Origin of the sequence: Hoeflea sp. (assembly GCF_039975035.1) — a bacterium.
In the GTDB taxonomy this organism is placed as follows: Bacteria; Pseudomonadota; Alphaproteobacteria; order Rhizobiales; family Rhizobiaceae; genus Hoeflea.
Map to the genome: position 1 here is coordinate 1 of NZ_JBDWHW010000250.1, position 14,733 is coordinate 14,733.

A 14,733-nucleotide genomic window follows, 5' to 3' on the forward strand; every position below is an offset into this window, starting at 1 on the left:
TCCGATGTTCGGCACGCTTTCCGACTTTGATGAACTGATTGAACTGGCCCACGCCAAGGGCCTGAAGATCATCATCGATCAGGTGATCTCGCACTCCTCCGACAAGCATGCCTGGTTCAGGGAGAGCCGGTCAAGCCAGGACAACGAGAAAGCCGACTGGTACGTCTGGGCCGACCCCAAGCCTGATGGAACGGCTCCGAACAACTGGTTGTCGGTGTTCGGCGGTCCGGCGTGGGAGTGGGACACGGTCCGGTGCCAGTATTACATGCACAATTTTCTGGCTTCGCAGCCAGATCTCAATTTCCACAATGCCGATGTGCAAGATGCCATACTCGATACCGTCCGCTTCTGGCTTGACCGGGGCGTCGACGGTTTCCGACTCGATACGGTGAATTTCTACGTTCACGACAAGCATCTGCGCGACAATCCGCCGCTAAGCCGCAACGCGGAAGATGGCAACTTCATGGGAGTTGATGCGCCCGACACCAATCCGTATGGCTTCCAGGACCATCTTTACGACAAGTCGCAACCGGAGAATATCGCCTTCCTGCAGCGACTCCGCGCGCTGATGAACGAATATGAGGGCCGAACAACGGTGGGTGAAGTCGGCGACGGCCGGCGCTCGCTGAAGACGGTCGCGGCCTACACCAATGGCGGCGACAAGCTGCATATGTGCTACACATTCGACATGCTTGGTGCGGAGTTTTCGGCCGAGCATTTCCGCCGCAGCATTTCCAATTTTCAGTCGGTGGTCAAAGATGGATGGGTCTGCTGGTCGTTCTCCAACCATGATGTCGAACGGCATGTCTCGCGCTGGCTGCAGGAGGGCGATGATCCGGAGCATCTGGCACGCTTCGCCATCACCTTGCTGTCGTCGTTCCGGGGATCCATCTGCCTCTACCAGGGCGAGGAGTTGGGATTGGAAGAGGCCGAAATCGCGTTCGAGGATCTCACTGATCCTTACGGCATTCGCTTCTGGCCGGCCTACAAGGGGCGCGACGGCTGCCGCACGCCGATGGTCTGGGAGCTTGAGGCGCACCACGCGGGTTTTTCCGATGCGCCGAAGACCTGGCTTCCGATCCCCGACAGCCACAGGCAGCGTGCCGTGGACCAGCAGGAGTGTGTGAGCGGATCGATACTCCACCATTACCGGCAAACGCTGGCGATGCGGAAATCCCATCCAGGCCTCGTCGACGGGGCGATGGAGTTTCTTGATACCAACGGCGAAGTGCTGGCCTTTATCCGGGGCGAAGGCGCGGACCGGCTTCTGTTCGTCTTCAATCTTGACCGCAGCCCGGTGGAATGGGCGGTTCCATCGGATCTCGACATCGTCGAGGTCGTGAGATTGCCCGGCTTTGCTCCCGGCCATGATCAAGACACTGTCATGCTGGCCGGTCTTGATGTCTTTTGCGCCCGGTTGAGCTGAGCCCGACAGGTCCCGCCCCCGACAGCTCCGGCCAAGGGCGGTTGTGACCGGCTTATGGATCGATGATCTCGAAGGCGTCGACATCTATCATGCCGCGGTCGGAGATCTTGAGGTGCGGAATCACCGGCAAGGGCAGGAATGCCAGTTGCAGGAATGGCTCGTCGAGTGTGCCGCCGAGCCCCTTTGCGGCCTTGCGCAACGGGATCAGCGTCTCGCGCACCCTTTCATAGGGCTGGTCGCTCATCAGACCGGCCACAGGCAGGGCGATATCGGCGATCACCTTGCCGTTTTCTGCCACAACAAAACCGCCGCGGATTTCGCTCAACCGGTTGGCGGCAACCGCCATGTCGGCCTCTGAAGCACCGACCACACAGATATTGTGGCTGTCATGGCCGACGGTGGAGGCGATGGCGCCGCGCTTGAGGCCAAAACCCTGAACGAAGCCGGTGGCGATGTTGCCGTTCTTGCCGTGGCGCTCGATCACCGCGATCTTGAGAATGTCGCGGCTCAGATCGACCTGTTTTTCACCATTGTCGATGGCGAGATCGAGATCGCGACGTTCGGTGATGATCTTGCCGGGAACAATGCCGATCACCGGCGTCTGGCTGCGGTTCTTGCGCACGGTGAAGGACGTGGCTTCCACCTTCGGAGCGCGGACACTGTCGGTGCCAACGAGAGCGGTCTTGCCACGGGTCGCGAAGAGTTCATCGGTGACAAGACGACCGGCGGAGAACACCATCTGGGCGTTGCATCCTTCCAGGCTGTCGAGCACCACCAGATCGGCGCGCCAGCCCGGCGCCACCAGGCCGCGATCATTCAGCCCGAAGCCGCGGGCGGCGGAAATCGAGGCGGCGCGGTAGATCGCCAGCGGCTCGACGCCTTTCGAAATGGCGTGGCGGATCATGTAATCGAGATGGCCATGCTCGGCGATGTCGAGCGGATTGCGGTCGTCGGTGCACAGCGCCAGGAACGGCGAATTGCGTTCGGTGATGATCGGGATCAGCGCATCAAGATCGCGCGACACCGAGCCTTCGCGCACCAGCACATGCATGCCCTTCGACATTTTCTCCAGCGCTTCCTCGGCGGTGGTGGATTCGTGCTCGGTGCGGATGCCGGCGGCGAGGTAGCCGTTGAGGCCGAGCCCGCGCAGCAAGGGAGCGTGGCCGTCGATATGGCCGCCCTGAAAGGCTTCCAGCTTGGCCATGCAGGCAGGGTCCTTGGCGAGCACGCCGGGGAAATTCATGAATTCGGCGAGGCCTATCACCTGAGGGTGATCACGGAATGGCAGCAGGTCCTCGATATCCAGCCGTGCGCCGGCGGTTTCGAGATGGGTGGCGGGCACGCAGCTCGACAGCTGCACGCGGATGTCCATGATGGTCTGTTCGGAGCACTCAAGGAAATAGCGGATTCCGGTGGCGCCGATGACATTGGCGATCTCATGCGGATCGCAGATCGCGGTGGTGATGCCGCGCGGCAGCACGCAGCGGTCGAACTCATGCGGCGTGACCAGCGAACTTTCGATGTGCAGATGGGTGTCGATGAAGCCGGGTACGACGATCTTGCCGGAGATGTCGATTGTGTTGACGCCCTGATAGCTTTCCAGTGTTCCGACAATGCGATCGCCACAGATGGCGATATCGCCCTGGCGCAGCTCGCCAGTGGTGAGGTCGAACAGCCTGCCGCCCTTCAGGACAATGTCAGCCGGCGCCTTGCCCGCGCCCTGGTCGATCATGTCACCAAGTCTGTCTGTCATGGCTTGTGCCTCTTTGCTGCTTGCCCGAATCAAGAACCGGCCGGCTTTTCAGCCGACCGGTCGAGTTTAGCCCAAAAGGGTGATTACATCTTGTCAGTGATGTCCGAGGTCCAGGCGCCTTCCGGCTCCTTGGTGATGATGCCCTGGTCGAGCAGCGCCTTGGCGGTGCGCTCATAGGCTGCTTCGATCAGCTTGGCATCCGGCTTGTCGATCAGCTTGGCCACTTCGCCCATCATCCGGACCTGGTGGTTTTCGTCCTGGCCGCCATTGTCCATGACGATGCCGGCTGCCTCTTCAGGGTTGGCGATGGCATATTCCCAGCCCTTCATTGACGCCTTGACGAATTTGACCATCTTTTCGGTGAAAGCAGGATCGGCGAGATCGTCTTCCATCGCATAAAGGCCGTCTTCGAGCAGGTCGTTGCCCATGGCCGAGTAGTTGAAGACGATCAGGTCTTCCGGCTTGTAACCGGCATCCATCAGCTGCCAGTACTCGTTGTAGGTCATGACCGAGATGCAGTCTGCCTGCTTCTGGATCAGCGGCTGCACGTCAAAGCTCTGCTTGAGCACGGTGACGCCATCGGCGCCGCCTTCGGTCGACAGACCCAGCTTGTTCATCCATGCAAAGAACGGATATTCGTTGCCGTAGAACCAGACGCCCAGTGTATGGCCCTTGAAGTCGGCCTCGGTCTTGATCGGACCGTCTGCGGGGCAGACCAGTTCCATGCCGGCCTTCTTGTAAGGCTGGGCGATGTTGACCAGGCCGACGCCTTTTTCGCGGGCCGCGAGCGCGCCACCCATCCAGTCGACGATGACGTCGGCGCCGCCGCCGGCAATCACCTGTTCCGGCGCGATGTCAGGGCCGCCGGGCTTGATTTCCACGTCGAGGCCGGCTTCTTCGTAAAAGCCCTTGTCCTTGGCGACGAAATAACCTGCAAACTGGGCCTGGGCGACCCATTTGAGCTGCAGCGTCACCTTCTCGGCAGCATGTGCGGCACCCGCCATCAAGCTCATGGTGAGTGCCAGTGTCAGTCCAAGTGTTTTTTTCATTTTTGGTTCCTCTCTGGTTGTGGCTCAGGGCTATCTATCTGCGATAGCTCGGATGCCAGAATGTGACAGCCCGCTCAAGAAGTGCAAGCGCCCCGTAAAATAAAGACCCGACAATAGCTGCCATGGCGATTTCCGCCCAGACCATGTCGAGGTTCATCCGACCCACTTCGGTCGAAATGCGAAAGCCCATGCCGACGATCGGCGTTCCGAAAAACTCCGCCACGATGGCGCCGATCAGCGCCAGGGTGGAGTTGATCTTGAGGGCATTGAAGATGAACGGCATCGCCGCCTGAAGCCTGAGCTTGAGCAGCACTTGCCAATGGCTGGCGCCGTAGGTGCGCATCAGGTCGCGCTCCATGTCACCGGTGGCCGCGAGGCCGGCCAGCGTGTTTACCAGCATCGGGAAGAAGGTCATGACGATGACCACCGCGGCCTTGGACTGCCAGTCGAAGCCGAACCAGATCACCATGATTGGCGCAATACCGATCATCGGCAGCGCCGAGACCATGTTGCCGATCGGCAGCAGGCCGTTGGCGAAGAAGCGGAAGCGGTCGGCGAGGATGGCGACCAGGAAACCGGTCAGCGAGCCGACGACATAGCCGAACAGGACAGCCTTGAGCACGGTCTGGCGGAAGTCCGCGAGCAGGATTGATGTGGACGTGACAATCCTTACCCCGATGGCGGAAGGCGGCGGCAGCAACACGAAGGGCACGCCCGCGCCGCGAACCAGACACTCCCACAGGATCAACACCCAGATGCCGAACAGTGCGGGCACGGTAATGCCGATGATTCCGATATACTGACCGCTGCGGCTGCCGTCGCCGGAGAGCACCGTGACAAGCCGCCAGCCCAGCAGCCAGGCGGCGATCAGACTGGCGTAATAGCCCGCGGAGGCGGTTCCGGTGGCCTCAGCGAGACCGGCGATCAGCATGGCCGCGGCCCCGAAACTCGCCACCATGAGAACCAGGGCTTCCAGCGCTGCCACCAGCCGCAGCATCGACAGAATCGCGCCGATGACAAGGATGGCCACGACCGCGATTGAGAACGGGGAACTCATGCCGGCGGTGAAGGGCAGTGCGGTGAGGCTGTAGAGTGTTGCGACCAGCGCGCTCACGGCCTGCCAGTTTGGACGGAAAGCGCTCATGGGTTTCTTGCTCCCATCCGGCCATTGACGAAACGGCCGACAATGTCGACCAGACTGACCAGCAGGATGGCGACAATCGAGCCGGCGATCAGGGCGGCGAAGATATCGACTGTCTGGCTGTAATAGGACCCGGCCAAAAGCTTGGACCCGATCCCGGCCACGGCACCGGTGGGCAGTTCGCCGACGATGGCGCCGATCAGACTGGCTGCGATCGCCACCTTCATCGAGGTGAAGAAGAACGGCACCGAGGCGGGTATCCGCAATTTCCACAGCATCTGCAGCTTGGTGGCGGAGTAGGTCCGCATCAGGTCGAGATGCAGCACGTCAGGCGAGCGCAGGCCCTTGACCATGCCGACAGCGACAGGGAAGAACGACAGATAGGTGGAGATCAGCGCCTTGGGCAGAAGCCCGGTGACGCCGATGGCCGACAACAGCACGATGATCATCGGCGCAATCGCCAGAATGGGAATCGTCTGCGAGGCGATGATCCACGGCAGGAAGGACCGGTCGAGCGCCGGGATATGGACGATGCCGATGGCAATCACCACGCCGAGCGCTGTTCCCATGGCGAAACCAAGCAGCGTCGCCGACAGCGTGATCCAGGAATGATAGACCAGACTGCGCTTTGACCACGGTTTGACCGTCAGCGTGTTCTTCCAGAGATTGGAGGCGACCTGATGCGGCGCAGGCATGGTCGGCTTGGGCTGGCTCATGGTTTTCATGAGGAATTCGGTGGCGGTGCGGGTCTCGCCGGCGCGGCGATCGAAATCACGCTGGAACGGCGCGTTCATCGAATAGGCGGCGAAATACCAGGCGATGAGAATCACCAGCAGAATTGACCCGACCGGGACCAGCCGGTCCCTGATAAAGCTCTTCTCGTTCATCCTTGCCTCCCCTGAGGCCAGACGATCATGGTCACGGCAACGATCCCGAGCGTGATGCCGCCGACCTGCATGGTCGACGGGCGTTCGCCAAAAATCATCAATCCGATCAGATTGATCAGCACCAGTTGCAACACCGCGGACAGGGACATGGCGACAGCCAGCCCGCTTTCGCGCATTACCCGAACCATCATCAGATTGCCGGCCGTGTACAGCCCGATGGCCAGGGCCAGCAACCAGACCGAGGGCCGGTCGACATAGACGCGGAGGCTGCTTGCCGCAGCCATGAAGATCACCATCACGCCTGCCAGCCAGACCATCAGCGAGGGGCTCATTGTGCACCTCCGGGCCAGCGCAGCCAGAGCGTCGAAATGCCCTCTTCCGTGGCGTCGTCGCGACGCGCGGGATCTTCGTCAAAGCCCTCACGCTTGTAAAAACGCAAGGCGCTGGTGTTGCATTCAAACACGGTGAGTTCGAGACCACCGGGATGCGCAATTTTCGCTGTGTCGAGCAGCGCCTTGCCGACGCCCTTGTTGCGCGCGGCAGGCTGCAGATAAAGCGCAGGCACAAAGCCGTCGTCGCTCATGGAAAGGTAGCCAAGAATTTCTCCGTGCTCCTCCGCCACAAACATGGTGCGCTTTTCAAGCAGGGAGGGAACGAACAGCGCCTCAACGTCGGTGTGGTCGATGGTGCGAGGAAGCCATTCCGTGGCGTCGATACAGTTGTTGATGATCGCCGCGCAGACCGGCAGATCCGAGGCGGTTGCACGCCGGATCTGGCTTGTTACGGTTGCTTTGCGAACAGCGCTATTCATCATAGCTGTGTCCCGCTTTCAGGCCTTCGCGCACCTGGTGGGCAATCCTGAGAAATTCCGGCGTTTCGCGGATGTCGAGCGACCGGTTGGGGCCGAGATTGCACTCGATGATCTCGTGGATACGGCCCGGACGCGGACTCATCACCACGATCTTGGTCGACAGGAACACCGCTTCGGGAATCGAGTGGGTGACAAAGACCACGGTCTTTCTGGTCTTGGCCCAGAGCTTGAGCAGTTGTTCGTTGAGATGGTCGCGGACAATCTCGTCAAGTGCGCCGAACGGCTCATCCATCAAAAGCATGGCCGGTTCAACGGCGAGCGCCCGGGCGATGGAAGCGCGCTGCTGCATGCCGCCCGAAAGCTGCCAGGGGAATTTCTTCTCGAAACCGACCAGATTGACCAGCTCCAGATTGCTGGCGATGCGTTGTTTGCGGGTGGCGGCATCAAGACCCATGACTTCAAGCGGCAGCGCCACGTTTTTCTCGATGGTGCGCCAGGGAAACAGAGCCGCCTGCTGAAACACATAGCCGTAAGCGCGCGCCAGCCGCGCCTGTTCCGGCGTCATGCCGTTGACCGAGACGGTTCCGCCGGTGGGCTTTTCCAGATCGGCGATGACCCGCAGAAGCGTGGTCTTGCCGCAGCCCGACGGGCCGATCAGCGAGACGAATTCGCCTTCGGCAATGTCGAGCGTGATGTCTTTGAGCGCATGAACCGGCCCGTCATTGGTCTCGAAGGTGAGGTCCAGATTTTGGGCAGAGATGACTGTCTCAGGCATGGTTTGCTGCTTTTTGTTTCATTGTATTCCCCGGTCTTTTTTATTTTGTCAGCTTGCGCCTGTCCGGTCCCGAAACCGAGCAAGTACCGTGCCACTATACTCCGCTCGCCGGAATGCCGGAACGCTCAACCTTGCGCGGGGAAGAGACTTCCTTCCAGGTCGACAGCGCCTTGTTGGTCGGCGTAACCGGCTCGCGGGCGACGAACTCGCCGTGGCCTTCCTGCGGCTTGACTTCGCCATCGTCGATGGCAACGCGGCCGCGAGTCAGGGTGTAGCGCGGCAGGCCCTTGACCTGCTTGCCCTCAAACACATTGTAGTCGATCGCCGACTGCTGCGTACTGGCGGCAATGGTCTTGGATTTCTCCGGATCCCAGACCACCAGATCGGCATCGGCGCCGACCAGCACCGCACCTTTCTTCGGATAGCAGTTGAGGATCTTGGCGATGTTGGTCGAGGTGACGGCGACGAACTCGTTCATGGTCAGCCGCCCGGTGGCGACGCCATAGGTCCACAGCATCGGCATGCGGTCTTCAAGCCCGCCGGTGCCGTTGGGGATCTTGGTGAAATCGCCGACGCCGAAGCGCTTCTGCTCGGTAGAGAAGGCGCAATGGTCGGTGGCCACCACCTGCAGGGGGCCGGCCGACAGTCCGGCCCAGAGCGGATCCTGATGCATCTTGTTGCGGAATGGCGGGCTCATCACCCGGCGCGCGGCATGGTCCCAGTCGGGATTGGCGTATTCGCTCTCATCCAGTGTCAGATGCTGGATCAGCGGCTCTCCCCACACCCTCATACCCTTCTGGCGGGCGCGGCGGATGGCCTCGTGGCTCTGCTCGCAGGATGTGTGCACCACATAGAGCGGGGTGCCGGCCATGTCGGCGATCATGATGGCGCGGTTGGTGGCTTCGCCCTCGACTTCCGCCGGGCGCGAATAGGCGTGTGCCTCGGGGCCGTTGTTGCCGTCGGCGAGAAGCTTGGCCTGCAACTGCGCGACGACGTCGCCGTTTTCGGCGTGGACCATGGCGATGCCGCCGAGTTCGCCGACACGGGAAAACGAGGAATACATCTCGTCGTCATCCACCATCAGCGCGCCCTTGTAGGCCATGAAGTGCTTGAAGGTGGTGATGCCCTTGTCCTTGACCACCGTCTCCATCTCGTTGAACACCTGCTCGCCCCACCAGGTGATCGCCATGTGGAACGAGTAGTCGCAATGGGCGCGTGTCGACTTGTTGTCCCACATCTGAATCGCTTCGAGCAGCGACTGGCCGGGTGCGGGCAGGGCGAAATCGATCACCATGGTGGTGCCGCCGGCCAGTGCCGCGCGGGTGCCGCTTTCGAAATCATCGGTCGAATAAGTGCCCATGAACGGCATTTCGAGATGGGTGTGCGGATCAATGCCGCCGGGCATGACATAGCAGCCGGTGGCGTCCAGCGACTTCTCGCCGACCAGATTGGGGCCGATGGCGGTGATAACGCCGCCCTCGATCAGCACGTCTGCCTTGTAGGTCAGATCGGCGGTGACGATGGTTCCGTTCTTGATGACGGTGGTGCTCATGATGGTTTTCCCCTGTGAAGGCGGTGGTCTTTTTCCTCTCCCCATCGGGGAGAGGGATAGGAAGGCACTGCGAAGCGAAGCTGAGCAGATGCCTGAGTTGGGTGAGGGGGCTTCAAGCGCCCTTCTAGTGCTGCAAGTATAGTCTCCAGAACGGCAGCTCGCTCGAACGCAACTTCGTCATTCCAGAACCGGAGTACACTGTAGCCGTTCTGTGTCAGCCACACCGTGCGCAGTGCGTCGCTGGCCTCTATCAATGCGTGGTGGCTTCCATCCAGTTCGATGACCAGCTTTTGGGCGCGACAGCAAAAATCGCAAATATATGTACCGATCCGCACCTGACGATTGAAACAAAACCCGTTGAGTTGGCGATTGCGAAGTTCGAACCAGAGCAGGTGCTCGGCGTCGGTAGGTTGTTTGCGCATTTGGCGCGCGAGCGCTTTGGTGTTTGGCGCTGGTTTGGGAGCGAGGCCCCCATCACCCGGTCGCCGCAAGGCGGCGCCCGACCTCTCCCCCGGGGGGAGAGGAACCTGTCGGCCGTCACTTTGCGGTTTCTCAATCATGCTTCAATGCTTTTGCCTTTGATCACAAACAGAAAGTCTTCACTCCGCATAGCCGGGATTTTCCCGGTCGAGCACCGCTTTCATTTCCGCAAAATGGGAGAACTCGGCGTCCTTGTAGACATCCCATTCGCGCGCAACGGATTCGGCCAGTTCATCGTTCATCACATTGAGCGGCTGGCCGGTCGAATAGGCCAGCACCATGGTACGCGCGGCGCGCTCGAGGTGATACATGGCGTCAAAGGCTTCGGCAATGGTTGGCGCAACGGTGGTGACGCCGTGATTGGCCATCATGACACTGGAATGATTGCCGATGGTGGCGGCAATGCGTTCGCCTTCTGCTTCCTCGGATGCGATGCCGCCAAACTCCATGTCCATCGCCAGCCGGTTGAAAAATCGTGCGGTGACCTGATCGACAGGTTTGATCGAGGGGTCTTTCAAGGTCGCCAGCGTGGTGGCGTAAGGTGGATGCAGATGCAGCACAACACGGGCATGGGCCACGCGCCGGTGAATGGCCGAGTGGATCGCCCAGGCCGACGGGTCGGGAGCGTCTTCGCGTTTCATCGTGTCAGGATCGTCGGCGTCAACCAGCAGCAGTTCGCTGGCCCGCGCGCGGGAGAAATGTTTCCAGCGCGGATTGACCAGGAATCTCTTGCCGTCGGGCGACACCGCAGCGGAGAAGTGATTGGCGACGCCCTCGTGCCAGTCATAGTAGGCCGCCAGTCGGAGCGCGGCTGCGAGGTCTATGCGAAGTTGGCTCTCGTCACTGCTCTGAAGCGGCACGACGTTGGCTGATGTGTTCATTGGTTACTCCACGACCCCGGCTGTTTCGACGACTGCATGCATGAGCACGTCGCAGCCTGCGCCAGCCCATTCCTTGGAGATGTCCTCGGCTTCGTTGTGGCTCAATCCGTCAACACAAGGACACATGACCATGGCGGTGGGCGCCACCCGGTTGATCCAGCAGGCATCGTGGCCCGCGCCGGAGATGATGTCCATGTGCGAATAACCAAGCCGTTCAGCGGCGTCGCGCACCGCCTTGACGCAGGCATGGTCGAATTCCGGCGGATCGAACTGGCCGACGATCTCGGCTTCGAATTCCACGCCCAGATCGGCGCAGAGCTTAGGCGCTTCCGCCATCAGCCGGTCGACCATGCCGTTCATGCGGTCGAGCTCATGGCTGCGGAAGTCGACGGTGAACACGACCTTGCCGGGAATGATGTTGCGGGAATTGGGGTAAACATCGATGTGACCGATCGCACCCACAGCGTTGGGCGCATTGTCCATGGCGATCTGGTGCACCAGCTCGGTGATCTGGGCCAGGCCGCGGCCGGCGTTCTTGCGCATCGGCATCGGGGTTGAGCCGGTGTGGCTTTCCTTGCCGGTGACCGTGCACTGGATCCAGCGCAGGCCCTGGCCATGGGTGACGACGCCGATGTCCTTGCCTTCAGCTTCCAGGATCGGGCCCTGCTCGATGTGCAGCTCGAACAGCGCGTGCATCTTGCGCGCGCCGACCTCTTCGTCACCCTTCCAGCCGATCCGTTCAAGCTCGTCGCCAAAGCGCTTGCCCTTGGCGTCTTCGCGGTCATAGGCCCAGTCCTGCTCGTGAATGCCGGCGAAGACGCCCGAGGCGAGCATGGCCGGCGCAAATCGGGTTCCCTCCTCGTTGGTCCAGTTGACCACGACGATCGGGTGTTTGGTCTTGATGTCGAGATCATTGAGCGTGCGGACCAGTTCGAGCCCGGCCAGCACGCCGAGCACGCCGTCATATTTGCCGCCGGTGGGCTGGGTGTCGAGGTGGGAGCCGACATAGACAGGCAGCGCGTCCGGATCGGTTCCGGGCCGGGTCATGAACATGTTGCCCATGGTATCGACGCCCATGCTGAGCCCCGCGTCCTCGCACCAGCGCTGAAACAGCTTGCGGCCTTCGCCGTCCTCGTCGGTCAGGGTCTGGCGGTTGTTGCCGCCGGCAATGCCGGGTCCGATCTTCGCCATATCCATGAGCGAATCCCACAGACGGTCGGGGTTGATCCTCAGGTTTGCTGCGGGTGCGGACATGGTCGGTTCCTCTGGTCTGTTTGGTTTTTAGTACCGTCCCGGAACAGATCCGGGACGGTGATCTGCAACTCCCGATCAGCTCGGGAAGGTGAAGACCGCGCCGGACTTGATGCCGTTGGGCCAGCGCGAGGTGATGGTTTTCAGGCGCGTGTAGAACCGCACCCCTTCCGGTCCGTAGATCGAGTGATCGCCGAACAGCGAGCGCTTCCAGCCGCCAAAGGAATGATAGGCCACCGGCACCGGGATCGGCACATTGATGCCGACCATGCCGACTTTGATGGAATCGGAGAAGGCACGGGCAGCATCGCCGTCGCGGGTGAAGATCGCTGTGCCGTTGCCATATTCATGGTCGTTGATCATCTGAACCGCATCGTCGAAGGTTCCGGCGCGAACAACCGAAAGAACAGGTCCGAAGATCTCTTCCTTGTAGATGCTCATGTCAGTGGTGACGCGGTCAAACAGCGTGCCGCCGACAAAGTAGCCGTTCTCATAGCCCTGCAGCGAGAAGCCGCGACCGTCGACCACCAGTTCGGCGCCTTGCTTGACACCCTGATCGATGTAGCCGAGCACCTTTTCCTGATGCATCTTGGTGACAACCGGGCCCATCTCCGCAGTCTCGTCGGTGGCGGGGCCGATCTTCAGGGCTTCGACGCGGGGCTTGAGCTTGGCAACCAGCGCATCGGCGGTTTTCTCGCCCACCGGCACGGCAACCGAGATTGCCATGCAGCGTTCGCCGGCGGAGCCGTAGCCTGCGCCCATCAGCGCGTCGGCTGCCTGGTCCATGTCGGCATCGGGCATGATTACCATGTGGTTCTTGGCGCCACCCAGAGCCTGGACGCGTTTGCCGTTGGCGGTGCCGCGCGAATAGACATATTGCGCAATTGGCGTCGAGCCGACGAAGCTGATCGCCTTGACGTCGGGGTGATCAAGCAAAGTATCGACGGCAAGCTTGTCGCCGTGAACGACATTCAACACACCCTCGGGGAAACCGGCTTCCTGGAACAGTTTCCAGGCCAGCATCGGGGCCGACGGATCACGCTCGGAAGGCTTCAGTACGAAGGTGTTTCCGCAGGCGACCGCGATCGGGTACATCCACATCGGCACCATGGCCGGGAAATTGAACGGGGTGATGCCGGCAACGACGCCCAATGGCTGGCGGTCGGCGATGGAATCGATCCCGGGGCCGACATTGCGGGAGAAATCGCCCTTGAGCAGATTGGGAATGCCGCAGGCAAATTCCACCACCTCAATGCCGCGGGTGACTTCGCCCAGCGCATCATCATGGGTCTTGCCGTGCTCGCGCGAGATTTCGCGGGCGATGTCGCCTGCGTGGCGGTCGAGCAGTTCCTTGAACTTGAACATGTAACGCGCGCGCTTGAGCGGCGGCATCGCGCCCCATGCCGGTTGCGCGGCTTTGGCAGAAGCCACGGCGGCGTTGATTTCCTCGACCGTCGACAAGGGCAATTCGGCAATCTGCTCGCCGGTGGCCGGATTGAAGACCTGCGAGCGACGCTCCGAGCCGGAAATCGTCAGTTTGCCACCAATGGCATTTTCAATGATCTGCATGGTTACGCTACCCCTTCGAGTACTTTACGCAATTTTTCGAACAATTCGTCGATCTGGTCCCTGGAGATGATCAAGGGCGGCGAGAGCGCAATGATGTCACCGGTGGTGCGGATCAGCAATCCATCATCATAGGCTTTGAGGAAGGCCGAGAAGGCACGCTTGGTCGGCTCGCCGGCAATCGGATCGAGTTCGATTGCGCCAATCAGCCCGGTGTTGCGGATGTCGATGACATGCGGGCAGTCCTTGAGCGAATGCAGTTGCTCTTCCCAGTAGGGCGCGATTTCGGCGGCGCGGGTGAGCAGGCCTTCTTCCTTGTAGGTGTCGAGCGTGGCAAGGGCTGCGGCCGAGGCGATCGGGTTGCCCGAATAGGTGTAGCCGTGGAAGAACTCGATCATGTGCTCCGGGCCTTGCATGAAGGCGTCGTGGATCTCGGAGGTGACGAACACCGCGCCCATCGGAATGACGCCATTGGTCAGGCCCTTGGCGGTGGTGATGATGTCGGGCATGACATCGTAATGCTGTGCGGCAAACGGGGACCCGAGGCGGCCGAAGCCGGTGATAACCTCGTCGAAAATCAACAAAATGCCGTGCTTGGTGCAGATCTCGCGCAGCTTCTTGAGGTATCCCACTGGCGGGATCAACACGCCGGTGGAGCCGGCAACCGGTTCGACAATGACGGCTGCGATGGTGGAAGCATCATGCAGCGTGACGATGCGCTCAAGTTCGCTCGCCAGATCGCCGCCATGCTCGGGCTGGCCTTTGGTGAAGGCGTTCTGCGCCGGCAAATGGGTGTGCGGCATATGGTCGACGCCGGTCAGCAGCGTGCCGAACATCTTGCGGTTGGAGACGATGCCGCCGACGGAGATGCCGCCGAAATTGACGCCGTGATAGCCGCGCTCGCGACCGATCAGCCGGGTGCGGGAGCCGTCGCCCTTCACACGTTGATAGGCCAGAGCCACCTTCAGCGCAGTCTCGACCGATTCAGAGCCGGAATTGGTGAACAGCACATGGTTCATGCCGTCAGGCGCGATGTCGACCAGACGATTGGCAAGCTCAAATGCTTTCGGATGACCCATCTGGAAGGCCGGCGCATAGTCGAGTTCGCCGGCCTGCTGGGCTATCGCCTCGGTGATCTTCGGGCGGCAATGGCCGGCGTTG

13 protein-coding genes are annotated in these 14,733 nt (G+C 61.1%); 1 reads left to right on the top strand and 12 read right to left on the bottom strand.

Annotated elements, in window-relative coordinates; all coding sequences use genetic code 11:
* The coding region (locus ABJN75_RS22340) for an alpha-amylase family glycosyl hydrolase (protein WP_348441833.1) at window positions 1-1,426 on the top strand (1,426 nt) is incomplete at its 5' end.
* Between the two features lie 52 nt (window positions 1,427-1,478).
* On the opposite strand, the gene ade is transcribed toward ABJN75_RS22340, so the two are convergent.
* The 12 genes from ade to ABJN75_RS22400 all read right to left on the bottom strand — a co-directional run.
* Complete coding sequence (gene ade / locus ABJN75_RS22345; protein ID WP_348441834.1) at window positions 1,479-3,179, bottom strand: adenine deaminase; 1,701 nt, start codon at window positions 3,177-3,179, stop codon at window positions 1,479-1,481.
* 83 nt (window positions 3,180-3,262) lie between these two features.
* Window positions 3,263-4,228: an ABC transporter substrate-binding protein gene (locus ABJN75_RS22350; protein WP_348441835.1), complete on the bottom strand. Its 966-nt coding sequence runs from the start codon at window positions 4,226-4,228 to the stop codon at window positions 3,263-3,265.
* 34 nt (window positions 4,229-4,262) lie between these two features.
* Window positions 4,263-5,372 (bottom strand): ABC transporter permease, encoded by a 1,110-nt coding sequence (locus tag ABJN75_RS22355; protein WP_348441836.1) that lies wholly within the window; start codon window positions 5,370-5,372, stop codon window positions 4,263-4,265.
* Window positions 5,369-6,256 (bottom strand): ABC transporter permease, encoded by an 888-nt coding sequence (locus ABJN75_RS22360; RefSeq protein WP_348441837.1) that lies wholly within the window; start codon window positions 6,254-6,256, stop codon window positions 5,369-5,371. Before ABJN75_RS22360 ends, ABJN75_RS22355 begins: the two co-directional genes overlap by 4 nt.
* Window positions 6,253-6,588 (bottom strand): hypothetical protein, encoded by a 336-nt coding sequence (locus ABJN75_RS22365; protein ID WP_348441838.1) that lies wholly within the window; start codon window positions 6,586-6,588, stop codon window positions 6,253-6,255. The genes ABJN75_RS22360 and ABJN75_RS22365 overlap by 4 nt, the downstream gene beginning before the upstream one ends.
* Window positions 6,585-7,070 (bottom strand): GNAT family N-acetyltransferase, encoded by a 486-nt coding sequence (locus ABJN75_RS22370; protein WP_348441839.1) that lies wholly within the window; start codon window positions 7,068-7,070, stop codon window positions 6,585-6,587. The genes ABJN75_RS22365 and ABJN75_RS22370 overlap by 4 nt, the downstream gene beginning before the upstream one ends.
* Window positions 7,060-7,842, bottom strand: coding sequence for an ABC transporter ATP-binding protein (locus ABJN75_RS22375; RefSeq protein WP_348441840.1), 783 nt, complete (start codon window positions 7,840-7,842; stop codon window positions 7,060-7,062). Before ABJN75_RS22375 ends, ABJN75_RS22370 begins: the two co-directional genes overlap by 11 nt.
* Window positions 7,843-7,936: 94 nt before the next feature.
* A complete protein-coding gene (gene hydA, locus ABJN75_RS22380) occupies window positions 7,937-9,394 on the bottom strand; it encodes a dihydropyrimidinase (protein WP_348441841.1) in 1,458 nt (485 codons plus the stop codon).
* 599 nt (window positions 9,395-9,993) lie between these two features.
* Window positions 9,994-10,755, bottom strand: a complete 762-nt coding sequence (locus ABJN75_RS22385; protein WP_348441842.1) for a class II aldolase/adducin family protein — start codon at window positions 10,753-10,755, stop codon at window positions 9,994-9,996.
* 3 nt (window positions 10,756-10,758) lie between these two features.
* Window positions 10,759-12,009 carry a Zn-dependent hydrolase gene (locus tag ABJN75_RS22390; RefSeq protein WP_348441843.1) on the bottom strand — a complete coding sequence of 417 codons (1,251 nt, stop codon included), beginning with the start codon at window positions 12,007-12,009 and terminating at the stop codon, window positions 10,759-10,761.
* Window positions 12,010-12,084: 75 nt separating this feature from the next.
* Window positions 12,085-13,575 (bottom strand): CoA-acylating methylmalonate-semialdehyde dehydrogenase, encoded by a 1,491-nt coding sequence (locus tag ABJN75_RS22395; protein ID WP_348441844.1) that lies wholly within the window; start codon window positions 13,573-13,575, stop codon window positions 12,085-12,087.
* A 2-nt stretch (window positions 13,576-13,577) separates the two neighbouring features.
* On the bottom strand, window positions 13,578-14,733 hold a 1,156-nt coding region (locus ABJN75_RS22400; RefSeq protein ID WP_348441845.1), incomplete at its 5' end, for an aspartate aminotransferase family protein.